This is a genomic window from Thiomonas sp. FB-6 (assembly GCF_000377645.1).
Taxonomy (GTDB): Bacteria; Pseudomonadota; Gammaproteobacteria; order Burkholderiales; family Burkholderiaceae_C; genus Thiomonas_A.
Genome location: NZ_KB898471.1, coordinates 711,957 through 734,659 on the forward strand (window position 1 = coordinate 711,957; position 22,703 = coordinate 734,659).

At 71.3% G+C, this 22,703-nt stretch carries 22 protein-coding genes; 14 read left to right on the forward strand and 8 right to left on the reverse strand.

Going from position 1 to position 22,703, the window contains the following annotated elements:
• The first annotated feature begins 472 nt into the window (after positions 1–472).
• Both D466_RS0103370 and D466_RS0103375 read left to right on the forward strand, forming a co-directional pair.
• The gene (locus tag D466_RS0103370) at positions 473–1,090 is read left to right on the forward strand and encodes a UPF0149 family protein (protein ID WP_081629789.1); all 618 of its coding nucleotides are present in this window, start codon (positions 473–475) and stop codon (positions 1,088–1,090) included.
• A 20-nt stretch (positions 1,091–1,110) separates the two neighbouring features.
• On the forward strand, positions 1,111–1,431 hold the full coding sequence (locus tag D466_RS0103375) for a hypothetical protein (protein WP_018912293.1): 321 nt from the start codon (positions 1,111–1,113) through the stop codon (positions 1,429–1,431).
• 68 nt (positions 1,432–1,499) lie between these two features.
• Here the strand turns inward: D466_RS0103375 and D466_RS0103380 are convergent, their stop codons facing one another.
• The 5 genes from D466_RS0103380 to D466_RS0103400 all read right to left on the reverse strand — a co-directional run bounded on the left by D466_RS0103380 (position 1,500) and on the right by D466_RS0103400 (position 8,318).
• Positions 1,500–3,929, reverse strand: a complete 2,430-nt coding sequence (locus D466_RS0103380) for an adenosylcobalamin-dependent ribonucleoside-diphosphate reductase (RefSeq protein ID WP_018912294.1) — start codon at positions 3,927–3,929, stop codon at positions 1,500–1,502.
• Between the two features lie 66 nt (positions 3,930–3,995).
• On the reverse strand, positions 3,996–5,432 hold the full coding sequence (gene rmuC, locus D466_RS0103385) for a DNA recombination protein RmuC (RefSeq protein ID WP_051083659.1): 1,437 nt from the start codon (positions 5,430–5,432) through the stop codon (positions 3,996–3,998).
• A complete protein-coding gene (locus D466_RS0103390) occupies positions 5,429–6,421 on the reverse strand; it encodes a D-glycerate dehydrogenase (RefSeq protein WP_026284839.1) in 993 nt (330 codons plus the stop codon). The genes rmuC and D466_RS0103390 overlap by 4 nt, the downstream gene beginning before the upstream one ends.
• A gap of 2 nt (positions 6,422–6,423) precedes the next feature.
• Positions 6,424–7,617, reverse strand: a complete 1,194-nt coding sequence (pncB, locus tag D466_RS0103395) for a nicotinate phosphoribosyltransferase (RefSeq protein WP_018912297.1) — start codon at positions 7,615–7,617, stop codon at positions 6,424–6,426.
• A complete protein-coding gene (locus D466_RS0103400) occupies positions 7,614–8,318 on the reverse strand; it encodes a nitroreductase (protein WP_018912298.1) in 705 nt (234 codons plus the stop codon). The genes pncB and D466_RS0103400 overlap by 4 nt, the downstream gene beginning before the upstream one ends.
• A 235-nt stretch (positions 8,319–8,553) precedes the next feature.
• On the opposite strand from D466_RS0103400, the gene D466_RS20415 reads away from it, so the two are divergent.
• Complete coding sequence (locus D466_RS20415; protein WP_196803404.1) at positions 8,554–10,710, forward strand: bifunctional diguanylate cyclase/phosphodiesterase; 2,157 nt, start codon at positions 8,554–8,556, stop codon at positions 10,708–10,710.
• Between the two features lie 329 nt (positions 10,711–11,039).
• Entirely contained in the window at positions 11,040–11,600 is a 561-nt protein-coding gene (locus D466_RS0103410; protein ID WP_018912300.1) for a TIGR01841 family phasin, read from the forward strand.
• Between the two features lie 172 nt (positions 11,601–11,772).
• On the opposite strand, the gene D466_RS20420 is transcribed toward D466_RS0103410, so the two are convergent.
• A complete protein-coding gene (locus D466_RS20420; protein ID WP_018912301.1) occupies positions 11,773–12,570 on the reverse strand; it encodes an alpha/beta fold hydrolase in 798 nt (265 codons plus the stop codon).
• A 105-nt stretch (positions 12,571–12,675) separates the two neighbouring features.
• Between D466_RS20420 and D466_RS0103420 the strand changes: the two genes are divergently transcribed.
• The 6 genes from D466_RS0103420 to mtgA all read left to right on the forward strand — a co-directional run bounded on the left by D466_RS0103420 (position 12,676) and on the right by mtgA (position 18,707).
• Positions 12,676–13,134: a CBS domain-containing protein gene (locus D466_RS0103420; protein ID WP_018912302.1), complete on the forward strand. Its 459-nt coding sequence runs from the start codon at positions 12,676–12,678 to the stop codon at positions 13,132–13,134.
• Positions 13,135–13,290: 156 nt separating this feature from the next.
• Entirely contained in the window at positions 13,291–13,929 is a 639-nt protein-coding gene (locus tag D466_RS0103425) for a YqiA/YcfP family alpha/beta fold hydrolase (protein WP_018912303.1), read from the forward strand.
• 70 nt (positions 13,930–13,999) lie between these two features.
• Positions 14,000–16,120, forward strand: a complete 2,121-nt coding sequence (locus tag D466_RS0103430; protein WP_156003982.1) for an RNB domain-containing ribonuclease — start codon at positions 14,000–14,002, stop codon at positions 16,118–16,120.
• A gap of 24 nt (positions 16,121–16,144) precedes the next feature.
• Entirely contained in the window at positions 16,145–17,089 is a 945-nt protein-coding gene (locus D466_RS20425; RefSeq protein ID WP_018912305.1) for an energy transducer TonB, read from the forward strand.
• A complete protein-coding gene (aroE, locus tag D466_RS0103440) occupies positions 17,086–17,952 on the forward strand; it encodes a shikimate dehydrogenase (protein ID WP_026284841.1) in 867 nt (288 codons plus the stop codon). The genes D466_RS20425 and aroE overlap by 4 nt, the downstream gene beginning before the upstream one ends.
• A 17-nt stretch (positions 17,953–17,969) precedes the next feature.
• A complete protein-coding gene (gene mtgA / locus D466_RS0103445; RefSeq protein WP_051083660.1) occupies positions 17,970–18,707 on the forward strand; it encodes a monofunctional biosynthetic peptidoglycan transglycosylase in 738 nt (245 codons plus the stop codon).
• Positions 18,708–18,709: 2 nt separating this feature from the next.
• Here the strand turns inward: mtgA and hemL are convergent, their stop codons facing one another.
• Together hemL and D466_RS0103455 are read right to left on the reverse strand one after the other, a co-directional pair.
• Positions 18,710–20,005 carry a glutamate-1-semialdehyde 2,1-aminomutase gene (gene hemL, locus D466_RS0103450; protein WP_018912308.1) on the reverse strand — a complete coding sequence of 432 codons (1,296 nt, stop codon included), beginning with the start codon at positions 20,003–20,005 and terminating at the stop codon, positions 18,710–18,712.
• 87 nt (positions 20,006–20,092) lie between these two features.
• On the reverse strand, positions 20,093–20,959 hold the full coding sequence (locus tag D466_RS0103455; RefSeq protein ID WP_156003939.1) for a bifunctional hydroxymethylpyrimidine kinase/phosphomethylpyrimidine kinase: 867 nt from the start codon (positions 20,957–20,959) through the stop codon (positions 20,093–20,095).
• A 187-nt stretch (positions 20,960–21,146) separates the two neighbouring features.
• On the opposite strand from D466_RS0103455, the gene D466_RS0103460 reads away from it, so the two are divergent.
• The 4 genes from D466_RS0103460 to D466_RS0103475 are packed head-to-tail and all read left to right on the forward strand — an operon-like array spanning position 21,147 to position 22,661.
• Positions 21,147–21,299: a rubredoxin gene (locus D466_RS0103460; RefSeq protein ID WP_018912310.1), complete on the forward strand. Its 153-nt coding sequence runs from the start codon at positions 21,147–21,149 to the stop codon at positions 21,297–21,299.
• Between the two features lie 34 nt (positions 21,300–21,333).
• Complete coding sequence (locus D466_RS0103465) at positions 21,334–21,765, forward strand: PleD family two-component system response regulator (RefSeq protein WP_018912311.1); 432 nt, start codon at positions 21,334–21,336, stop codon at positions 21,763–21,765.
• On the forward strand, positions 21,762–22,127 hold the full coding sequence (locus D466_RS0103470) for a PleD family two-component system response regulator (protein ID WP_018912312.1): 366 nt from the start codon (positions 21,762–21,764) through the stop codon (positions 22,125–22,127). Before D466_RS0103465 ends, D466_RS0103470 begins: the two co-directional genes overlap by 4 nt.
• Positions 22,128–22,139: 12 nt before the next feature.
• Positions 22,140–22,661: a chemotaxis protein CheW gene (locus D466_RS0103475; protein WP_018912313.1), complete on the forward strand. Its 522-nt coding sequence runs from the start codon at positions 22,140–22,142 to the stop codon at positions 22,659–22,661.
• The last annotated feature ends 42 nt before the right edge of the window (positions 22,662–22,703 follow it).

Consider the following 22,703-nt stretch of genomic DNA (forward strand, 5'->3'; position numbering starts at 1 on the left):
GGGGTCGAGTGGAGGCGCCGGCGCGCGGCAGCTCAAGCTGCACGGCGCGGATCGGCCTGGCCTCCTCGAACTGGAAAGCGGGGTAGACGTCGCGCTCGCGGGCAGCCTTGTCCGGGTGAGGCACGGCGAACACCTGTGCGCGCTTGCGCCAGTTGTCGGCCATCGCCGCACGGTTGCTCGCCTTCGATCCCTTGGCGTCGGCCAGCTCTTCGGCGGTGTAGTAGCCGAACTCGTTGAGAATGCGGGCATGCCGCTCGGCGAGGCGCTGGGCCATGGTCCAGTCGACCTCGGTGGGCGCCAGCAGGCGCGCGGCCATGAAGTCGACCATTTCGCCCATGCGCTGCTCCCGCACCGCCGCGACCTTCTCCGCCAGCAGGCGGTCCAGCAGCGGCAGCGACGCCAGCAGCATGCTGGAAGCGGCCACGGCGAGGGAGGACAATGGGGCCCTTGCCATCCGCCCAGGTGCCGCGCCATGATCGATCCCCACCCATCCGCTGACCTCGACCGCCTCGCCGAGCTCCTCATGAGCGAGGCCTCGCCCGACAACGCCATGGACATCTCGACCCTCGACGGCTTCATCGCGGCCGTGCTGGCGGGCCCCGACGGTCCCGAGCTCGGCGAGCTGCTGCCCATGATGCTGGGCCAGGATGAACCCGGCCAGGAACTCGGCTTCCGCAGTGAAGCCGAAGCCGGCGAACTGGTGGCATTGATCGCGCAACACTGGCGCGACACCGCGCAGACCCTGGCCAGGCATCCCGAGGACTACCAGCCGGTGGTCTACGCGCAAGCCCTGGTGCCGGAGGACGAAGAGGCAGGCGACGACGGTGACGAAGCCGAAGAGGTTTCGGTCATTGACGACTGGTGCGGCGGATTCATCCAGGGCCTGCAATTGCGCAGCGGCCTGTTCGAGCAGCTCAGCGATGAACTCAAGGACCTGCTGAGCCCGATCTTCCTCTACGGCACGGTCGAAGGCGCCGAGGAACTGGAGCGCATGCAGCTGACCGACCAGCAGCACGAGAGCATCGCCGAGGCGCTCCCGGCCATCGTCACGGCCCTGTACGGCCACTTCCATGGGGCCGCCCAGGGGTAGTACATAGGCCTGCAGACACCATGACCCAAACCGTCGGGGTCAAGAAAACCTGGGGCGGCCCGCTGGCCGAGGCCCGCGTCCGGGACGGCGCGGCCTGCGCGCAGGCCTCGGACGTCGGCTTTGCGCGCTCCGAGCGCGGCGAGTCCCGCAACGACACCTGGGCTTCCGCGCCCGGCCCCAAGCCCGATCAGGAGTCCAAGCCCGACCCCAAGACCGAGCCGGCCCTGTCCCATGCGCGGATCTATCCGCCGGGAGCCAGGCTGCCCGCGAGTTTGCGCAACATGCCGTGGCGCCAGATGGACGCGCTGGACATCCACTGCCTGCGACGGCCCGTTCGATGAGCTGGACGTGGACGGCGACCGGCCGCCGGCCCCCCGGGATCGGTAGCGGCTGCCGCCAGCCGTGCGGTCTACCCGCAACTCCCGATGTACCCGCAGTTGTCGCAGCGCTCGCAGCCGTCCACCTTGCGCAGGTAGGGGCCGCCGCATTCGGGACAGACGCGTCCGCCCGAGAGCAGTTGCGGCAGGGCCTCGGCCTTGTCCAGGTCGATGTGCAGCGCCTGGGGCTGCGACTGGCGCTGCGCAAGCTGCTGCAGCGGCTGCTCGCGCCCGTCCTCGCGCAGGAAGCCTCGGCGCTTGAGCATTTCCTGCAGCGCGAAGGCGATGGCGGCCACCTCGGACTGATGGAAGCGCGGCGCGCGGCTGCCGTCGGACTTGACGACCTCGCCGCAGCGCACCGGGCCCTTGTCCCACACCACCTCGCGCATGTTGAGCAGGGATTTGGCGACGGAGCCGCCCGAGCGCGCCACCAGCGAGAGCAGGCGCATGTTGGAGGCGATCCACTGCTGCCCCTCGTCGCGCTGGCCGGCGGGCATGAAGAACTCGATCGGGCGCTCGATGCGGATGGGCCGGCCGTCGAGCAGGCCCTCGACCTCGGCGAAGGAGATCGACAGGTACACCGTCTTGCCGCCCTCGGCCGTCATGTAGCTGACCTTGCTGGTCAGCGCCTGCAGGTCGCCGCCGGGGCGGCCCTCGATGCGCCGGGTCAGCGGGTCGACGTCGGGCAGCACGGGGGCCTCGGGGGCCGGCGCGGCGGCCGGCGCCGCCTGCAGCACGGCGCCCAGCACCGTGTTGGGACGGTAGGTGGCCAGGCCCTTCAGCCCGGCCTTCCAGGCCTCCAGGTACAGGTCCTGGAAATCCTCGAAGGGGTAGTCCTCGGCGACGTTGACGGTCTTGGAGATGCCGGTGTCGACGAAGGGCTGCACGGCGGACAGCATCTGCATGTGCTCGTGCGCCGGCATGTCCAGCGCGGTGACGAAGGCCGGCGGCAGCTTGTTCGTGTCGCCGCCGCGCTGGCGCCACAGGCGCCAGGCGTGGTCGGCCACCTCGTATTCGCGGGTGCTGTCGTCGGGCATGCGCTTCTTGCGCGTGTACACCCAGGAGAAGGCGGGCTCGATGCCGTTGCTGGCGTTGTCGGCGAAGGCCAGGCTGATGGTGCCGGTGGGCGCCACCGCCAGCAGGTGGGAATTGCGCAGGCCGTGGGCGCGGATGCGTTCGCGCAGTTCCTGCGGCAGGCGGCTGGCGAAGCCGCCGGCCAGGTAGGCGTCGGCGTCGAACCTGGGAAAGGCACCCTTTTCCCGCGCGAGATCCACCGAGGCCTCGTAGGCGGCGTCGCGCAGGTTGCGCGCCATCTCGGCGGCGAAGGCGCGGGCCTGCGCGCTGTCGTAGCGCAGGCCGAGTTCGATGCAGGCGTCGCCCAGGCCCAGGAAACCCAGGCCCACGCGGCGCTTGTCGCGCGCCTCGGCGGCCTGCTGGGGCAGCGGCCAGAAGGTGATGTCGAGCACGTTGTCGAGCATGCGCACGGCGGTGCGCGCCACCTCGCGCATGCCGGCCATGTCGAAGCGCGCGCCGGGCTCGAAGGGGTCGACGACGAAACGGGTCAGGTCCAGCGAGCCCAGGCAGCAGCAGCCGTAGTCGGGCAGGAATTCCTCGGCGCAGGGGTTGGTGGCCTCGAAGGTCTCGCAGTAATGCAGGTTGTTGTCGCGGTTGGCGGCGTCCAGGAACAGGATGCCGGGCTCGGCGTGGTCGTAGGTGCACTGCATGATCTGTTCCCACAGCGCGCGCGCGCGCACCGTGCGGTAGACCCACAGGCCGTCGTCGCGCCGGCGGGCGCCGCGGGCGATCTGCTCGTCGCCGGGGCGCGCGCGGTGCACCAGTTCCACCTCGGCGTCGTCGCGCACGGCCTGCATGAAAGCGTCGCCCACGCCGACCGAGAGGTTGAAGTTGCGGAAGGCGCCGCCGTCCTTGGCGTGGATGAAGGCCTCGATGTCGGGGTGGTCGATGCGCAGCACGCCCATCTGCGCACCGCGGCGCGCGCCGGCCGACTCCACCGTCTGGCAGGAGGCGTCGAACACGCGCATGAAGGACAGCGGGCCGCTGGCGCGGCTCTGGGTGGCGCCCACCAGCGCGCCGGCCGGGCGGATGCGGCTGAAGTCGTAGCCCACGCCCCCGCCGCGGCGCATGGTCTCGGCGGCCTCGGCGAGCGCGCGGTAGATGCCGGGCTTGCCCTCGCTGTCCTCGGATACCGAATCGCCCACCGGCTGCACGAAACAATTGATCAGCGTGGCCTGGATGCCGCTGCCGGCGGCCGACATGATGCGCCCGGCGGGAATGAAGCCGCGTTGCATGGCGTCGAGGAAACGCGCCTGCGCGGCGGCGGGGTCGGGCTCCAACGCGGCCAGTGCGCGCGCGACGCGCTGCTGGATATCCTCGGCGTTGCGCTCGCCGTCCTTGGCGTATTTCTCCGCCAGAACGTCGAGGCTGATGTCTTGTGCCTGCATGGGGGCTCCTGCGTTGCGGGAATGGCGATTCCCTGGGTAGCCCGGGACGGGCTCCCATGCCCCCTTTTATAGCTCGGCTTCCCCGTCCTCGGGGTTGACCGGGGGCAAACCAAGCACGGTCTGCGCCTGCTCCACGGGCAGCGCCTCCACCGCCTTGAGCTGGCGGCCCATGACCCGGGTGCGGGTCTCGGCGGCGCCCAGGGTGCTGCCGGCCTCGTCCAGCTTCTTGCGCACCTTGGCCAGCACGTCGCCGAACTTGCCGAATTCGGTCTTCACCGCCCCCAGCACCTTCCACACCTCGGTGGAGCGCTGCTGCAACGCCAGGGTGCGGAAACCCATCTGCAGGCTGTTCAGCAAGGCCAGCAGCGTGGTCGGCCCGGCCAGCATCACGCGCTGCTCGCGCTGCAGCACTTCCACCAGGCCGGGGCGGCGCAGGGCCTCGGCGTACAGGCCCTCGGTGGGCAGGAACAGGATCGCGAAGTCCGTCGTGTAGGGCGCCGCCACGTACTTGGCGCGGATGGTCTTCGCCTCCTCGCGCAGGCGCAGCTCCAGCGCCTTGGCGGCCGCCTCGGCCGCCGCCTTGTCGGCGCTTTCCTGGGCTTCGAGCAGGCGTTCGTAGTCCTCGCGCGGGAACTTGGCGTCGATGGGCAGCCACAGCGGGCCCTCGCCGTCGCCGGGCAGGCGGATGGCGTATTCCACGCGCGCGCCGCTGCCCGGCACGGTCTCCACGTTCACGCCGTACTGCTCGGGGGTGAACACCTGGTCGATCAGCCCGGCCAGCTGGATCTCGCCGAACATGCCGCGAGACTTCACGTTGGAGAACACGCGCTGCAGGTCGCCCACGCCTTGCGCCAGCTTGCGCATCTCGCCCAGGCCGCTGTGCACCTGCTCCAGGCGCTCGGCCACCTGCCGGAAGCTCTCGCCCAGGCGCTGCTCCAGCGTGGCGTGCAGCTTCTCGTCCACGGTCTGGCGCATCTGCTCGAGCTTTTTCTCGTTGTCGCCCTGCAGCTCGCGCAGGCGCTGCTCCACCGTGGCGCGCAACTCGCCCTGGCGCTGCTCGGAGCTCGCGCGCAGCGCCTCGAAACGCTCGCCCAGCTGCTGCTGCAGGCTCTGCAGGGCCTGGGTGTTGCCCTGGTTCAACGCGGCCACCTGCTGCACCAGGGTGTCGGCGACTCCCTTCTGCAGGCTGTGCAACTGCTGCACCACGGCGCCGAGCTGGTCGTTGCCGGTGCGCGCCGCCTCGGCCTGCTGGGTCAGCAGGGTCTGCTGGAAACGGGCGAACTGGTCGGCCTGCTCGCTGCGCAGGCTCTGGCCGCTGCCCTGCACGGCGGCGCGCAATTCGCGCTCCAGGCGCTCCAGCGCCGGCCCCAGGGTGTCGTCCTGCCCGCGCTGCGCCTCGGCCAGGCGGCGCAGGCGAGCGAGCAGCACGGCCCCGCCGGCCACCAGCACCGCCAGCAGCAGCACCACCAGCCACAGGGCCAGGGTTTCCAGGCTCAACGTCATGCTCCCGGCGCGGGCACGGGGGTCAGCGCGGCGCCGCCGCCCAGCACCGCCAGCAGGTTGTCCACCGCCAGGCGCACCATGGCCCGCCGTGTGGGCAGCGAGGCGCTGGCGATGTGCGGGGTGATCAGCAGGCGCGGCGCATCCAGCAGCACCGGGTTGGGCGTGGGCTCGCCCTCGAACACGTCCAGTCCGGCGGCGCCCAGGTGCCCGGAGTGCAGCGCCGCGGCCAGCGCCGGCTCGTCCACCAGGCCGCCGCGGCCGATGTTCACCAGCGTGGAGCCGGGGCGCATGTGCGCGAGTTCGGCCGCGCCGATCAGGTGCCGCGCCTCGGCGCTGTAGGGCAGCGCCAGCAGCACGTGGTCGCTCTGGCGCAGCAACTCGTCCAGGCCGCGGTATTCGGCGCCGCTCTCGCGCTCCAGCGCGGGGTCGAGCCGGCGCCGGTTGTGGTACAGGATGCGCACGCCTAAGCCCAGCGCCGCGCGGCGCGCCACCGCGCGCCCGATGCGCCCCATGCCCACGATGCCCAGCGTGCTGCCGTGCAGGTCGGCGCCGGCGAACAGCTCGGCGCTCCAGCGCTTCCACAACCCCTCGCGCAGGTAGCGCTCGGCGGCGCCGATCTGGCGCACGGCGCCCAGCAGCAGGGCCATGCCGAAGTCGGCGGTGGTCTCGTCCAGCACGTCGGGGGCGTGGGTGACCACCACGCCACGCGCGGCGCAGGCCGGCACGTCGACATGGTCGTAGCCCACCGTCATGGTGGCCACCACGCGCAGCTCCGGGCAGGCGTCGAGCAGCGCGCCGTCGATGCGCTCGCTGCCGGTGATCAGCGCGCCCTGCTTGTCGCGCAGCCAGGCGCGCAGCTGCTGCGGCGTGGCGCTGTCGTCGCTCTCGTTGTACTGCAGCTCGCAGGCCTCGCGCAGCGGTTGCAGCACGTCGTCGAACAGCTTGCGCGCCACCAGCACGCGGGGGCGTCGGCTCGGATCGTGGGTCATGGTCAGGGAGTCGGAGCGGAAATCTGGAACACCTCGCGCAGGTAGGCGAGGTAGGCCGGGTCGTCGCACATGTTCTTGCCCGGGTCGTCGGTGATCTTGGCCACCGGCTGGCCGTTGCAGCGCACCATCTTGATCACCATCTGCGGCGCCGCGTGGCCGACGTCGTGCATCAGGTGGGTGCCGATGCCGAAGGCCAGGCCCACGCGTTCGTGGAATCGCCGGTACAGGGCCTCCACCTTGTCGGTGGTCAGGGAGTCGCTGTACACCAGGGTCTTGCCGCGCGGGTCGACGCGGTGGCGGCTGTAATGCGCGATCATCTGCTCGGTCCACGCGAAGGGGTCGCCGGAGTCGTGGCGCGCGCCGTCGAACAGCTTGCAGAAATACAGGTCGAAATCCCGCAGGAAGGCCTGCAGGCCGTACACGTCGGCCAGCGCGATCCCCAGGTCCCCGCGGTACTCGCGCGCCCAGGTCTCGAAGCCGAACACCTGGGTGTCGCGCAGGCGCGGGCCCAGCGCCTGGCAGGCCTGCAGGTACTCGTGGGCCATGGTGCCCAGCGGCACCAGGTCCATCTCGCGCGCCAGCGCCACGTTGCTGGTGCCCGCCAGCTGCTCGCCCAGGCCGTGGCGCAAGCGCTCCAGCACGCGGCGCTGCCAGTCCCCCGAGTAGCGCCGCCGCGTGCCGTAGTCGGCGATGCGGCAGCCCTCCAGGCCGGGCTGGCGCAATTGCGCGATCTTGCCGTCCAGGCGGCTCATCGCCGCGCGCTGGTCGGCGTGCGCGTGCACGTGGGTGGCCCACACCTCGCCGACGATGGCCAGCACCGGCACCTCGAACAGGATGGTGTGCAGCCAGGGGCCGCGGATGGTGATGTCGATCTCGCCGCGCGCGCGGGCCTGCGGGTCGTCCGCCGGGCGCGCGTGGATGCGCGAGCGGTTGAGCCGGAACAGTTCCAGGAAGTCGATGAAGTCGCTCTTGATGAACCGCAGGCCCCGCAGGTAATCCAGCTCCTGCGGCGTGAAGCGCAGGCTGCACAGCGCGTCGAGCTCGGCGTCGATGCGCGGCAGCAACGGCGCCAGCTCGACGCCCGGCGTGCGGCAACGAAAGCGGTACTCGACCTCGGCGGCCGGAAAGTGATGCAGGACCACCTGCATCATGGTGAATTTGTACAGATCCGTGTCGAGCAGCGAATCGATGATCATCGGTCGACGAAGGTGGTGAACTCGGCCACGTCGGCACGCTGCGTATGCAGGGTGTTCTCCACCGCCTCGGGGTCGGCCCAGCCCAGCGACATGCCGCACACCACCTGCTGCGTGGGCCGCAGGCCCAGTTCCTCCTCGATGATGCGGTGGAACTGCGTGAAGGCCGCCTGCGGGCAGGTGTCCAGCCCGCGAGCGCGCGCGGCGACCATGATGTTCTGCAGGAACATGCCGTAGTCCAGCCAGCTGCCCTGCTCCATCACGCGGTCGATGCTGAACAGCAGGCCCACCGGGGCGTCGAAAAACAGGAAATTGCGCCGGTGCTGCGCATGCATGCCCGCCTTGTCGGTCTTGGCGATGCCCAGCAGTCCGTACAGGTCCCAGCCCACCTTGCGCCTGCGCTCCAGGTAAGGGCTTTGCCACTGGCGCGGGTAGTAGGCGTACTCCTCGGTGTGGGCAGCCGCCTGCGCCGGGTCGTCGTAGGCCTGGACGATGCGCCGGCTCATGCGCTGCAGCGCCTCGCCGCTGAGCACGTGCACCTGCCAGGGCTGGGTGTTGGTGCCCGAAGGGGCTCGCGCGGCCACGCGCAGGATCTGTTCGAGGACGTCGCGCGGCACGGGGCGCGGCAGGAAGCGGCGGATCGAGCGACGCGAGGTGATGGCCGCGTCCACCGCCTGGACGCTGGGGTCGGAGGCTGCTGACATGATGGACCCGAAGTGTAGGGCGAGGGGCGCCCCCGCGCCCGCCGGGTTCCCGCGGGCGGCGCCCCCGGCGCCCGCACCGCGACGGGGCGGGACGCACCCGCGGGCGGCACCCGCGCGGTCCCGCGCCCCGGCACGGTGCGCACGGCCATGGAGCGCGTGCCGCGGGATCCCGGCGCCGATGGGAAGCCTCTGGCATGCGCCTTGCTGCTGCGAAGGTGTCAACCCTGGGCCTTCGATGCGACACCTGGATTCCCCTCTTCTTCCCGGCGGGCCTGCCGCCGCGCAGGCCCAGGTGGGCACCGAAGTCATCCGGCGCCTGGCCGCGCAGCGCGACCTGGAGCGCTTTTTCGAGCTGGCGGCGGCGGAGGCGGCGCGCGTGTTGCACGCCGACGGCGCGGCGATGATCGAGATCGACGGGCCGGCGCACCTGCGCTACCGCTTTTTCCAGGGGCTGCCGGAGGATTACAGGCGCCTGGCCGCCGGCTACCGCTTCGAGATGGCCGACGGCACCGCGGGCCTGGCCTTGCGTTGCGGCGAGCCGGTGTTCACCGCGGATTACCCGGCCAGCGACCATGCGATGCCGGATTTCGTGCGTTGCGGCCTTCGCGCCAACCTGATCGTGCCGGTGGGCCCGCCCGAGGACCGCCGGGGAGTCATCGCGCTGGCCTGGTTCGGACGGGCGCCGGCGCGCGCGCCCGACGCCGAACAGCTGGCCGTGGTGGCCATGGTGGCCGACCTGATGTACTGGGCGCTGCACCGCCAGCACCTGGAGCACAGCCTGCAGCAGCAGGCGCGGCACGACGCGCTGACCGGGCTTCCCAACCGGCGCTACCTGCTGGGCCAGCTCGAGACCATGCTGCGCCACCAGAGCCCGGGGGCTCCGCTGGCGGTGGCCTGGCTGGACCTGGACGGCTTCAAGCCGGTCAACGACCAGCACGGCCACGAACAGGGCGACGCGGTGCTGGGCATGTTCGCCGAACGCCTGCGCGGCGCGGTGCGCGAGAACGACTTCGTGGCGCGCCTGGGGGGCGACGAGTTCGCCGTGGTGTTCGCCGAGGTGCACGGCGAGCCCGAACTGCACGCCCTGCTGGACCGGCTCGGCGAGCGCCTGAACCGCCCCTACCGGCTGCGCGAGGGCCTGGTCGCGGAATGCCCGGCGAGCATCGGGGCCGCCTGGGCGGGGGCCGGATCGCTGGACGCCGAGGCGCTGTTGCGCGACGCCGACCGCGCCATGTACCTGGCCAAGGGGCGCCACCGCCCCGGCCAGGCGGCCTGGCGCGTGTTCTCGGTACCCCCGCCCGCGCCCGGCACGGACGGCGGCGCGCAGCTGCCGGGCGAACTGGAACTGCATTACCAGCCGGTGTTCGACCTGGACCGCCGCCGCGTGCTGCGCCTGGAAAGCCTGGCCCGGCTGCGCCGCGACGGCGAGTTGCTGGCCCCGGCGGAATTCCTGGGCCAGCTGGACCGGCGCCAGCACCGGCAGTTGCTGCACGGCGTGCTCGACGCCAGCCTGCACCAGCTGGCGCAATGGGAGCTGCAGGGCCTGGGCGACCTGGGCGTATCGGTCAACGTGGAGCCGCACTCGCTGGGCGAGGCGGACCTGGCGCAGCGCGTGGCCGAGCGCCTGCAGCACCACGGCCTGCACCCCAGCCGGCTGACGCTGGAAATCCTCGAGCGCGGCGAGCTGCTCAGCCGCGACGCCGCGCTGCGCCAGCTCACGCTGCTGCGCGCCATGGGCGTGCGCCTGGCCGTCGACGACCTGGGCGCCGGACATTCCAGCCTGCTGCGCCTGCGCAGCCTGCCCATGGACGAGATCAAGCTCGACCAGGCCTTCGTGCGCGACATCGCGCGCAACCTGCAGGACATCGCCTTCGTGCGCAGCGTGCGCGAGCTGGCGCACGGGCTGCACGTGGAACTGGTGGCCGAGGGCGCCGAGAACGCCGAGATCCTGGAAATCCTGCGCGCCCTGGGCATCCGCCAGGTCCAGGGCTGGGGCATCGCGCGCGCGGTACCGGCGAGGGACCTTCCGCAGCTGGTGGCACGCCTGAGCCGCTGGCAACCGCCGCGGGTGGACAGCCCGCTGGCGCTGGCCTACACCCGGCACCTGAACCTGGATTCGCACATCCTGGGGCTGCTGCACAACGCACCGGCCCAGCTGCGCGCCTTCCACCCCGGCGAGCCGATGCCGGCCGAGCTCGACCTGGCCTTGCGCGAAGTGCCCGCCGCGCGCGAGCTGTACCGCCAGCAACGCGTGCTGCTGGCCGACATGGCGCGCCACCACGAACTCGACCTGCGCCTGCCCATGCGCCGCTACCGCCAGCTCGGCGAGCGCCTGCGCGAACTGCTGGCGCTGGCCGCGCGCATGGGCCCGCGCACGTCCGAAGCGGCTTGATGCGGCACAACATGTCCCTGCGCGCAGGGGCACGCGCCGCTGCCCGGCCGTGGTTCAATGACAGCCTTGTCCGGGCTCCGAAGCCCCTTCATAACTTGTTGTCATGAAAGGATTTTTTCCTGGGGCCAAAAATTTGTTGCGCCGCACCAAAAAACTTCTTGACAGCCGGCCATCCCGGCCTAGAATTCGTCTTGTGCGCTGCACAAAAAGCTTCCCGGACCGAAGGCGTGAATGTCACGGCACGGACTTGTTGGTAGAGCACGATCGAGCAAGGCTGGGCTCAACTCCGGCCTCCTTGGAATCCATAACGAACGCCCCCTTTGGAGCCGATGATGATGACCCCCGAACAAATGATCGCCGCGCAAAAATCCCAACTGGAAGCCCTGTTCGCCCTGTCGGGCAAGGCGGTGGACGGTTTCGAGCGCATGGTTGAACTCAACCTGCAGACCCTGAAGACCGCGCTGCACGAGGGCTCGGAAGCCACGCTGGCCGCGCTGTCGGTCAAGGACCTGCAAGAATTCAGCTCGCTGCAGCCCAACCTGGCGCAGCCGCTGACCGAGAAGGCCCTGGCCTACGCGCAGCACGTGTATGAAATCGCCTCCGGCACCCAGGCCGAGTTCGCCAAGGCGGTGGAAGCCAACGCCAGCGAAATGAACAAGAAGGTCCAGGCCCTGGTCGAGACCGCCACCAAGAACGCGCCGGCCGGCACCGAGACCGCCGTGGCCATGTTCAAGACCGCGATGAGCGCCGCGAACAACGCCTACGACTCGCTGCACAAGGCCAGCAAGCAGGCCGCCGAAGTCGTGGAAGCCAACATCAACACCGTGACCAGCACCGCCATGAAGGCGGCGCAGACCAACGGCGGCAGCCGCGCCAAGCGCGCCGCCTGAGCCCGGGTCACGCAAACCAGGCCGCGCAGACGGCCGTACCCTTTGTCTCCTCGGTACTTTCCCAAGTACCTTCAGCAGGCCGATCGGCAACGATCGGCCTCTTTTTTTGTCCCTGCGAAGCCTGTTGCCCGGGCCTGGCGCCGCCGGGACCCAGGCAGCGGGACGCCACTCCTCAGGACCGCCCGAGCAACTCCAGCAGCGCCTGCGCCAGCTCCCGCGGGCGCTCCTGCATCAGCGCGTGGCCGGCGTCGAGCAGGCTCAGGCCGGCCTGGGGCAGCGCCTGGCGCAGTTCCTCGGTGGCGCGCACCGGGGTCATGCGGTCGGACTCGCCCAGCACCAGGTGCACCGGCATGCGCAGGCGCCGGGCCATCTCCAGCCCGTGCGCGTAGGCGTTGCAGGCGCCCAGGTCGGTGGCCAGCAGGTCGCCGGCCGGCCAGCGCGCCTGCACCGAGCGCATGAGCTGCAGGCTGGCCTCCACCAGTGCCGGATCGGGCGGCTCGGCGCGCGAACCCTTGTGGGACCACAGGGCCATGTCCCGCATGGCCGAGTCCGGGTCGCTGCGCGCGCGCTCCAGCAGCACCGGCGACACCGGCATGGGCACCGCGGTGCCCACCAGCGCCACGTGGCTGACGCGCTGCGGCGCCAGCGCCGCCACGTGCAGGGCGACCAGCGAACCCATGCTGTGGCCGCCCAGCGCGCAGCGGTCGATGCCCAGCGCGTCCAGCAGTTCCAGCAGCCAGGAGGCCAGCTCCGGCACCCCCGCGCAGGGCGGCCCGGCGCTGGCCGAGTGGCCGGGCAGGTCGGGCGCATGGACGGCGTGTCCGGCGCGCGCGAGGGCGCCCGCCACCGGCAGCCAGGCGCGGTGGTCCTGGCAGGCGCCGTGCAGCAGCACAACCGGAGCTTGCTCGGCCCCGGACGCGGCGGGCAGGCAATGCACATGCACTTCGCGCGAATCGACCAGACATTGCATGGGGAAAACTCCAGTTGGCCCGGCGGACCCGACGCGGCCGCGTGGAATCCTGCCGATGCCTGGACTATATTGGCTCCATGCGGTTGACACCGAACGGAGACGACGATGCAAGTCAGTGACATTTTGCGCATCAAGGGCACCGCGCTGTTCACGGTGTCGTCGAGCACGCCGCTGCACGAGGCCGCGCGCACGATGGCCCTGCACGACGTGGGCTCTCTGGTGGTCATGGACGATGGACGCCTGGCCGGCATGCTCACCTTTCGGGAGGTGCTGGGCGCGATGTCCTCGGACCACGGCGCACGCCCCGACGTGGGCCAGCTGATGCAGCGCGACCCTGTGCACTGCGCCCCGTCCACCAGCCTGGACGAACTGCGGCGCCTGCTGCTGGACAGCGGCACGCGCTACATCCCGGTGATGGACGGCACCACGCTGCTCGGGGTCATTTCCTTCCGCGACGTGGCGCGCGCCGTGGTGCAGGAGCAGGACTTCGAGAACCGCATGCTCAAGGCCTACATCCGCGACTGGCCGCCCGAGACCGCGCAGCCTTCGGGCAACGCGTCCTGAACCCCGGCGGGCAGCGCCCGCGTCGAGGCCGGCCGCGCCCCGCACGCGCACCGGCGGGGCCCGCGATGCCCCCGACGCAGTCGACTAGGATTGGGCCTGTCGAGACGCCGCGCCCCCGGGCGCGGCGCCCGGCTTCCCACGCCCTCGCCCGCGAGCATGCCCGCCCACGTCCCGCCCCCGCGTCCCAGCCACCTGCTGTACCTGCACGGATTCCGCTCCTCGCCGGCCTCGGCGAAGGCGCGCCTGACCCTGCAGGGCCTTCGGGAACTGCAGCGCGGGGACGCGCCGCCGGTGGCCTGGATCTGCCCGCAGCTTCCCCCGTCGCCGCGCGAGGCCATGGAACGATGCCTGGCACTGGTGCGCGAGGCGGCGCCCTCGCGCCTGGTGCTCATCGGCTCCTCGCTGGGGGGCTTCTACGCGACCTGGCTGGCCGAGCGCCTGGACTGCCGCGCCGCGCTGCTCAACCCGGCGGTGAACCCGGCCCGCGACCTGCGGGCGCAGATCGGCGAACTGGACAGCTGGCACGACCCCTCGCTGCGCTTTCGCTTCACCGCCGAGCATGTGCGCGAGCTGCATGCCTATGAGGTCGGCGACCTGGGCTGCGCGCTGCCCCACCCCGAACGCTACCTGGCGGTGATTGCGCGCGACGACGAAGTGCTCGACTGGCGTGAAATGAGCCAGCGCTACCGCGGCTGCGAGCTGCGCCTGGCCGAGCACGGCGGACACGCGCTGGACGACTACGCGCAGGCCCACCGTGACGCCGTGCTGGCCTTTCTCGGCCTGCGCGCGGACTGAATCTTTCCTGGATGTGCACGTGACCTACCTTGTGTTCGAAGAAGCCGGCAAACTGGCGACCGCACGCCTGATGAGCCAGGCCGACGCCTCGATGCAGATCGAGCTGTCCAGCGGCAAGCGCCAGAAGATCAAGCTGCAGCAGGCGCTGCTGCGCTTCGAATCCCCCGAGCCGCAGGAACTGATGGACTGGGCGCAGGCGCAGCAGGACGGCATCGAGCTGGACCTGCTGTGGGAGTTCGCCCCCGACGACGAGTTCGGCTTCGAGCACCTGGCCGCCGAGTACTACGGCAGCTGCACCGACGCGCGCCAGCAGGCCGCGGTGCTGCTGCGCCTGTACGGCGCGCCGCACTATTTCTCGCGCCGCGGCAAGGGGCGCTTCCGCAAGGCGGCGCCCGAGGTGCTGCAGGCGGCGCTGGCCGGCATCGCCCGGCGCCAGGAACTGGAGCGGCGCATCGACGCCGACGCGCTGGAGCTCGAACAGGGGCGCTGCCCGCCGGCCATCGCCGAGCGCATCTACGCGCTGCTGTTCAAGCCCGACAAGAACGGCGCCGAGTACAAGTCGCTGGCGCTGGCGATGCGGCGCAGCGGCAAGGGCGCGCTGCAGCTGCTGCGCGAGGCCGGGGCCATCGCCTCGCCGTGGCGCTTCCACATGCAGCGCTTCCTGCTCGAATATTTTCCGCGCGGCACCGGCTTCGCGGAGCAGGCCCTGCCGCGCCCGACAGCCGAGGAACTGCCGCTGGCCGAGGTGCGCGCCTTCAGCATCGACGACTCGGCCACCACCGAGATCGACGACGCGCTGTCGTTGCGCGCGCTGCCGGACGGCGGCACGCTCGTGGGCATCCACATCGCGGCCCCGGCGCTGGCGCTGGAGCGCGACAGCGCCTGGGACCTGGCGGCGCGCCAGCGCATGTCCACCGTGTACATGCCGGGCGACAAGATCACCATGCTGCCCGAGGCCCTGGTGCAGGCCTTCACGCTGGCCGAGGGCAGCCAGCCGCCCGCGCTGAGCCTGTACGTCGATTTCGACCCGCAGTGGCGCATGCGCGGGCACGACACCCGCGTGGAACGGGTGCCGATCGTGGCCAACCTGCGCCACGACCTGCTCGACGCGGCGGTCACCGAGGAGTCACTGACGGCCGACCCCGCCGCGCAGCCCTACCCCTGCGCGGCCGAACTGGCGCAGCTGTGGCGTCTGGCGCAGGTGCTCAAGGCGGGGCGCGAGCAGGTGCGCGGGCGCCCGGAACGCAACGCCGGCGTGGACTACAGCTTCCGCGTCGACGGCCTCGAGCAGGGCGAGGAACACGCCCGCGTGGACATCGTGCCGCGGCGCCGCGGCGCGCCGCTGGACCTGATCGTGGCCGAGATGATGATCCTGGCCAACGCCACCTGGGGCGGCTGGCTGGCCGAACTGGGCCTGCCGGCCATCTACCGCAGCCAGAGCGGCATGGGCGCCAACCTGCGCACGCGCATGGGCACGCGCGCCGCGCCCCACCAGGGACTGGGCGTGGCGCAGTACGCCTGGTGCACCTCGCCGCTGCGGCGCTACGCCGACCTGGTCAACCAGGGCCAGCTGATCGCCGCCGCGCGCCACGGCCGCACCGCCGCGCTGGCCGCGCCCTACCGCCCGAAGGACGCGCAGCTGTTCGCGGTGGTCGGCGCCTTCGAGGAGGCCTACAAGGCCTACGCGGACTTCCAGCGCGGCATGGAGCGCTACTGGACCCTGCGCTACCTGCGCCAGCAGGGCATCGCGCAGGCCGACGCCAGCGTGCTGCGCGAGGGCCTGGTGCGGGTGGACGGCATGCCGCTGGTGCTCGCGGCGCTGGGCGCGCAGGATCTGCCTCGCGGCACGCGCGTGCGCCTGGGCTTCGGCGAGGCGGACCTGGTCACGCTGGAGCAACCCTGCCACGTGCTGCAGTTGCTGCAGGACACCGCGGCGCCCGAGCAGGCGCCCGAGGCCGCCGAGGCCGACGAGGAGGAAAGCCTGGCCGGGGGCCTGCAACTGGCGGTGGACGCCGCCGAGGCCCCCGAGGCTGCCGATGCCGCGCAGTCCGGCGCCGAGGCCGGCGGTTCCGCCGCCGCGGACGCGACCTCGCAGGCGGCCTCCGGCGAGGACGATGCTCCCGCCGAGCAACCCGCGCAGCATGCCGCGCCCCACCTGCACGCCGGCATGCCGGCCGCGGACGGCAACTGAAGCCCCCCTTCGACCCGCCGCGCGATGTCCGCCGCCCCCCGCCCGCGCCTGCGCCTGAGCCCGCTGCAATGGGCGCTGGGCATTTCCGTGGCCGCGCACCTGGTGCTGCTGGGGGTGCATCTGGGCGTGCCGCAGGCGATGGAGCGCGCCTTCCAGAGCCCGCCGCTGTCGGTGGTACTGGTCAACAGCGCGAGCCCCACGCCCCCCGACAAGCCGCAGGCGCTGGCGCAGGCCGACCTGAACGGCGGCGGCACCGCCCGCGCCGGCCTGGCCGCCACGCCGCTGCCGGCCGCCCCGCGGCTGCAGCCGGGGGACGCCGCGCACGACGCGCAGACCATGATGCAACGCCTGGAACAGCGTGAACGCGAGATCCTCAGCGCCGCGCGCAGCCAGATCGTGACCCTGCAGCACGCGCTGCAAGCCCACCAGACCTCGGAGCAGGAACGCAGCAGCCTGGAGGACCAGCATCGCGAGCTGCTGGATCTGATCGGGGCCATCCAGCGGCGCATCGAGCTGAACAACGCCAGCCCGCGCACCCGCTTCGTCGGCCCCAGCACGCGCAGCGTGCCCTACGCGCTGTACTACGACCGTATGCGCGAGAAGATCGAGCGCCTGGGCACGGCCGATTTTCCGCAGCGCGACGGGCACAAGCTCTACGGGCGCCTGATCATGGCCATCACCGTGGACGCTTCCGGCCACGTGCTGGGCGCCGAGGTGGAGCACGGCTCCGGCGACGCGCTGCTCGACCGCATGGCACGCGCCATCGTGCAGGCGGCGCAGCCCTTCGGGACCTTCGACCCGGCGATGCGCCGCGACGCCGACCGCATCGTGGTGGTCGCCGGCTTCGACTTCACCCGCGAGGGTGCGCTGAACACCGATCTGCGCGCGCAGGCGCCGTCCGCGCAGGCGCCTCCCGCGGCTCCCGCCGCGCCCGCCCCTTCGCGTCAAACCAGCGCCAGAGCTTCCTGATGTCCGCCCCCGACCTGTACGCCGTGCTCGGCAACCCGGTGCAGCACAGCCGTTCGCCGCGCATCCACGAGCTGTTCGCCGCGCAGAGCGGGCAGCGCCTGCGCTACGAACGCCGGCTGGTGCCGCTGGGCGGCTTCGAGCCGGCGCTGGCGGCCTTGCGCGCCGAGGGCGGCGCGGGCTGCAACGTCACCGTGCCCTTCAAGTTCGACGCGGCGCGCGCGGCGTCGAGGCTGTCGCCGCGCGCCGAGCTGGCGGGTGCGGCCAACACCCTGGGCTGGGACGAGGACGGACGCCTGTGGGGGGACAACACCGACGGCGTCGGCCTGGTGCGCGACCTGGCGCGCCTGCTGCAGCGGCCGCCGCAGGCCGCGCTGCGCGGGCTCGACCTGCTGCTGCTGGGCGCCGGCGGCGCGGCCAGCGGGGTGCTGGGGGCCCTGCTCGAAGCCGGAGCGCGCTCGGTGGAGGTGTGGAACCGCAGCCCGGAACGCGCGCAGCAGCTGGTGCGGCGCCACGCCGAGGCGGCGGCGGCGCAGGGTTGCGAGCTGCGCGCCAGCGAGGCGCCGCGGCGCGGACATGCACTGGTGATCCACGCCACCGCGGGCTCGCTGGGCGGTGAGTTGCCCCAGTTGCCCGACGGGGTGCTGCACGCTGAGACGCTGGCCTACGACATGATGTACGGCGCGCGCCCCACGCCCTTCGTGCTGCTGGCGCGCGAGGCCGGCGCGCAGGGCCACGACGGCCTGGGCATGCTGGTGGAGCAGGCGGCGGAAAGCTTCTGGCTGTGGCGCGGCGTGCGCGTGCACACGGAGCCGGTGCTGCGCCAGCTGCGCGCCGAGCTCGACGCGCAGGCCGCCGCGGCCTGAACCCGGGGCGCCGTACGATGCCCGCGAGCCCCTCCACGCGCCGCCCGCCGCGAAACCGCCCGTCGGTGGGCCGGCTGCTGTTGCTGGCGCTGAGCGCGCTGCTGGTGCTGCAGCTGTACTTCGCGCTGCGCATCGCGCTGTGGTCGGTGCTGCCGGTCCGCGACACCGCCTTCATGCGCGCCGCGCAGATGCGCATGCTGCACGGGCGCGAAAACGTGGAGTGGCACCACGAATGGGTGCCCTACGAGCGCCTGAGCCCGTGGATCAAGCGCGCGGTGGTGGCCTCGGAAGACGCCACCTTCCTGGACAACCCGGGCGTGGACTGGCAGGCACTGCGCAAGGCCTGGATCCGCGACCACTCCCGGCGCGTGGAGCGCGACCACCGCATCGTCGGCGGCTCCACGATCACCCAGCAACTGGCCAAGAACCTGTTCCTGTCGCCGGAGCGCAGCTACCTGCGCAAGGGCCAGGAACTGGTGATCACGGGCATGCTCGAACTGCTGCTGGACAAGCGGCGCATCCTGGAGATGTACCTGAACAGCGTCGAGTGGGGCGACGGCGTGTACGGAGCGCAGGCGGCGGCGCAGCAGTATTTCCACATGCCGGCGGCACGCCTGTCGCCGCTGCAGGCGGCGCGCCTGGCGGTGATGCTGCCGGCGCCCCACTTCTTCCAGCACCACCTGTACGGCCCCTACATCGACCGCCGCAGTTTCACCATCGCGGCCCGCGCCCGCGACGCGCAGATCCCGAAATAATCCTAGCCCTTGGCCAGCACGGCGAAGGCGGCGTCGGCGGCGTTCAGCGTGGCCTCGATCACCGCGTCGTCGTGGGTGCTGGAGACGAAGCCGGCCTCGAACATGCTCGGCGCCAGGTACACGCCGCGCTCCAGCATGGCGTGGAAAAAGCGCTTGAAGGCCTCCAGGTCGGCGCGCGCCACCTCGGAGTAGGTAGACGGCAGGGCGTCGGCGAAATACAGGCCGAACATGCCGCCCTCGCAGTCGGTGCGCAGGCTCACGCCGCGATGCGCGGCCGCGCGCTCCAGACCCTGCATCAGACGCCGCGTGGCGGCCCCCAGGGCTTCGTAGAAGCCGGGACGGCGCACGATGCGCAACTGGGCCATGCCGGCGGCCACCGCCACCGGGTTGCCCGACAGCGTGCCCGCCTGGTAGACCGCGCCCAGCGGCGACAGGCGCTGCATGATCTCGGCGCGCCCGCCGAAGGCGGCCATGGGCATGCCGCCGCCGATCACCTTGCCCAGCACCACCAGGTCGGGGCGGATGCCGTAGAGCTGCTGCGCGCCGCCCAGCGCCACGCGCAGGCCGGTCATGACCTCGTCCCACACCAGCAGCGCGCCATGCTCGGTGCACAGCTCGCGCAGGCGCCGGTGCCACTGCGCGCTGCCCCGCACGAAGTTCATGTTGCCGGCGATGGGCTCGACGATCACGCAGGCGATCTGCGAGCCCCTGGACGCGAAAAGCTGCTCGATCTGCTCGACGTTGTTGTATTCCAGCACCAGCGTGTGGGCCGCCACGTCGGCCGGCACCCCCGCCGAGCTGGGGTTGCCGAAGGTCAGCAGGCCCGAGCCGGCCTTGACCAGCAGGCTGTCGGCGTGGCCGTGGTAGCAGCCCTCGAACTTGACCATGGCGTCGCGCCCGGTGAAGCCGCGCGCCAGGCGCAGCGCGCTCATGGCCGCCTCGGTGCCGCTGGAGACCAGGCGCACCATCTCGACCGCGGGCATGACCTCGCGCAGCACCTCGGCGATCTCGACCTCGTCCGCGGTGGGCGCGCCGAAGGACAGCGAGCGCGTGGCCGCGCGCTGCACGGCCTCGATCACCTCGGGATGGGCGTGCCCGGCGATCATCGGCCCCCAGGAGCCGATGTAGTCGATGTAGCGCCGCCCCTCGACGTCGAACATGTAGGGCCCCTGCGCGCGCTCGATGAAACAGGGCACCCCGCCGACCTGGCGGAAGGCCCGCACGGGCGAGTTCACGCCGCCGGGAATGCTGCGCTGCGCGCGCTCGAACAGGGACTGGTTGGTGACGGGAGCGGACATGGACTTGGGACGACGGGGTGACGCGCGCGCCGCGGCGGCGTGCTGCGGCGCAACACGAACATCAGGGAAGCAGGGGCCGGTACCCGACTATTGCAGGCCGACCGGGGAAATCGAATCGCCCTCGCCTTCGGGACCGGTCTGCGCCCAGAAGAAGCGGTCGGGAACCAGGTTGCCCATGCCGGGGCGGTAGGCGAAATCCAGGCTCTGGTCGAGGAATTCCAGGGCCTCGTGCACCGCCTGGTCGAGCTTGGCCCCGGTGCCCAGCAGCGAGGCCACGGCCGCCGACAGCGTGTCGCCGGCGCCGGAGAAGCCGGCGTCGAACATCTCGAAGCGCTCGCGCAGCAGTTGGCGCCGCGGGCTCAGCAGCACGTTCTCGACGTGGTTCTCGGGCACCAGCACACCGCTGACCAGCAGGTACTGCACCCCCATGGTCTGCGCCTGCTGCATCAGCACGTCGGGGGTGGGCGGGGTCTCGCGCTCGACCTCGGGGAACAGGAACTGGCTCAGCGCGGTGAGGTTGCCGCACAGCACGCGGGTCTGCGGCAGCACCAGCTCCTGCATGGCTTTGATGTATTCCTCGACCTGGGATTCCTCCAGCGCCTGCAGGTTGCCCACGTAGGTCACCAGGGGCAGCTGGGCGTAGTCGGCCAGCAGCTCGGCCACCGCGCTGACCACCTCGACATTGCCCAGGAAGCCGACCTTCCAGGCCGCCAGTTCGACGTCCTGCAGCACGGCGCGGGCCTGCTCCACCACGGCGTCGGCATCGACCTCGACGATGTCGAACACCTCGGCGGTGTCGCACACCCAGATGGAGGTGGTCACCGGCAGCGCGTGGCAGCCCACCGCCGCGCACACCGCCTGGTCGGCGCTGAGGCCCGCCGCGCCGCTGGGGTCGGCCGCGTTGAGGAACATCACTGCGGGGGGGGATTCCGGGGCTTCGCTGGATGGGGGCATGATGCGCTTCGCGAGAGGGAGCTGCGGGAGAAACGACACGAATTCGATGCAAGGCCGGCCGGAACGGTCAAGCCCTCGGCCGTCCGGTCGGCTCGATGCCACAGATGCGGCAGCGCCGTTTCTTAGAATGATTGAATCTTATGCCAGAGGACGATACGCTGTGACGCAACCTGACTTCAAGACCTGGATGTGCCTGATCTGCGGGTTCGTGTACCAGGAGGAGCTGGGCCATCCGGAAAGCGGTCTCGCCGCCGGAACGCGCTGGGCCGACGTACCGATGAACTGGACCTGTCCGGAATGCGGCGCCCGCAAGGACGATTTCGAAATGGTGCAGATCTGAACCGACCGCACCCTTTTCCTCACGGAGATAGCGCTTGAGCACGGCACCCGCTTCGTTCAAGGTCCTGGTGATCGACGACAGCAACACGATCCGACGCAGCGCGGAGATCTTCCTCAAGCAAGCCGGATTCGAGGTATTGTTGTCCGAGGACGGATTCGACGCGTTGTCCAAGGTCAACGACACGATGCCGGACCTGATCTTCTGCGACGTGCTGATGCCGCGCCTGGACGGTTACCAGACGGTGGCCATCATCAAGCGCAGCCCGCGGCATGCGGCGATCCCGGTGGTCATGCTGTCGTCCAAGGACGGCGTGTTCGACAAGGCGCGCGGCCGCATGGTGGGCGCCGAGGCCTACCTGACCAAACCCTTCACCAAAGACCAGTTGCTGCAGGCGGTGAACGTGCACCGCCAGAGCGCGCATGCGCCCGCGTCGGGCGCGCACAGCGTCAAACCGGCCCAATCATGAGCATCCGCAAGATCCTGATCGTCGACGACTCCCGCACCGAGTTGTACTTCCTGTCCGACCTGCTGAACAAGAACGGCTACGTGGTGCGCACCGCCGAGAACGGCGAGCAGGCGCTGGCCGCGATCGAGCAGGAACGCCCGGACCTGGTGCTGATGGACATCGTGATGCCGGGGCTCAACGGCTTTCAGCTCACGCGCCAGATCACGCGCAACCCGGCCTACCGGGAACTGCCCATCATCGTGTGCACCAGCAAGAACCAGGAAACCGACAAGCTGTGGGCGATGCGCCAGGGAGCGCGCGACTACGTCACGAAGCCGGTCGATCCGCACGACCTGCTGAGCAAGATCATGGCGCTGAACTGATCGATCCGGCCCATGGCAAAGAGCTCGCTGATCGAATTCCAGAGCCGCCTGGCCGCGCGCCTGCAGGGCGCGCAGCAAACCCGCAGCGAATCGCGCTGGCTGGCGGTGGTCGCCGGCTCGCATCACCTGCTGCTGCCGCTGGGCCAGTCGGGCGAGATCTCGAGCTGGGAGGCGCCCACCCCGCTGCCCCACGCGCAGCCCTGGTTCGCCGGGCTGCTGAACCTGCGCGGGGTGCTGTGCGGGGTCGTGGACCTGGCCGGCTTCCTGGGCGAGGCCACGAGCGACGCGCTGTCGCGCGCCGGCGCGCACAGCCGGCTGGTGCAGTTCTCGCCGCGCCTGGAGATCAACTGCGCGCTGCTGGTGGACCAGCTCGCCGGCCTGCGCATGCCTTCGCAGTTCACGCCCGAGACCGGCGCGGCTGCGCCCGCCCCGCCCTGGCTGGGCGCGCAGCAGCGCGACGCCGGCGGCCAGGTCTGGCGCGAACTCAACCTGGCCCTGCTCGCGCAGGACCGACGCTTCCTGCAGGTGGCCTGAGGCCTCCCGCATCCGCCGCTTCCATTCCATCCCTTCGATTCC

Coding starts and splice junctions, on each gene's coding strand:
- D466_RS0103370 (WP_081629789.1), top strand. CDS start 473: ATGATCGATCCCCACCCATCCGCTGACCTCGACCGCCTCGCCGAGCTC.
- D466_RS0103375 (WP_018912293.1), top strand. CDS start 1,111: ATGACCCAAACCGTCGGGGTCAAGAAAACCTGGGGCGGCCCGCTGGCC.
- D466_RS0103380 (WP_018912294.1), bottom strand. CDS start 3,929: ATGCAGGCACAAGACATCAGCCTCGACGTTCTGGCGGAGAAATACGCC.
- rmuC (WP_051083659.1), bottom strand. CDS start 5,432: ATGACGTTGAGCCTGGAAACCCTGGCCCTGTGGCTGGTGGTGCTGCTG.
- D466_RS0103390 (WP_026284839.1), bottom strand. CDS start 6,421: ATGACCCACGATCCGAGCCGACGCCCCCGCGTGCTGGTGGCGCGCAAG.
- pncB (WP_018912297.1), bottom strand. CDS start 7,617: ATGATCATCGATTCGCTGCTCGACACGGATCTGTACAAATTCACCATG.
- D466_RS0103400 (WP_018912298.1), bottom strand. CDS start 8,318: ATGTCAGCAGCCTCCGACCCCAGCGTCCAGGCGGTGGACGCGGCCATC.
- D466_RS20415 (WP_196803404.1), top strand. CDS start 8,554: ATGCGACACCTGGATTCCCCTCTTCTTCCCGGCGGGCCTGCCGCCGCG.
- D466_RS0103410 (WP_018912300.1), top strand. CDS start 11,040: ATGATGATGACCCCCGAACAAATGATCGCCGCGCAAAAATCCCAACTG.
- D466_RS20420 (WP_018912301.1), bottom strand. CDS start 12,570: ATGCAATGTCTGGTCGATTCGCGCGAAGTGCATGTGCATTGCCTGCCC.
- D466_RS0103420 (WP_018912302.1), top strand. CDS start 12,676: ATGCAAGTCAGTGACATTTTGCGCATCAAGGGCACCGCGCTGTTCACG.
- D466_RS0103425 (WP_018912303.1), top strand. CDS start 13,291: ATGCCCGCCCACGTCCCGCCCCCGCGTCCCAGCCACCTGCTGTACCTG.
- D466_RS0103430 (WP_156003982.1), top strand. CDS start 14,000: ATGAGCCAGGCCGACGCCTCGATGCAGATCGAGCTGTCCAGCGGCAAG.
- D466_RS20425 (WP_018912305.1), top strand. CDS start 16,145: ATGTCCGCCGCCCCCCGCCCGCGCCTGCGCCTGAGCCCGCTGCAATGG.
- mtgA (WP_051083660.1), top strand. CDS start 17,970: ATGCCCGCGAGCCCCTCCACGCGCCGCCCGCCGCGAAACCGCCCGTCG.
- hemL (WP_018912308.1), bottom strand. CDS start 20,005: ATGTCCGCTCCCGTCACCAACCAGTCCCTGTTCGAGCGCGCGCAGCGC.
- D466_RS0103455 (WP_156003939.1), bottom strand. CDS start 20,959: ATGCCCCCATCCAGCGAAGCCCCGGAATCCCCCCCCGCAGTGATGTTC.
- D466_RS0103460 (WP_018912310.1), top strand. CDS start 21,147: ATGTGCCTGATCTGCGGGTTCGTGTACCAGGAGGAGCTGGGCCATCCG.
- D466_RS0103470 (WP_018912312.1), top strand. CDS start 21,762: ATGAGCATCCGCAAGATCCTGATCGTCGACGACTCCCGCACCGAGTTG.
- D466_RS0103475 (WP_018912313.1), top strand. CDS start 22,140: ATGGCAAAGAGCTCGCTGATCGAATTCCAGAGCCGCCTGGCCGCGCGC.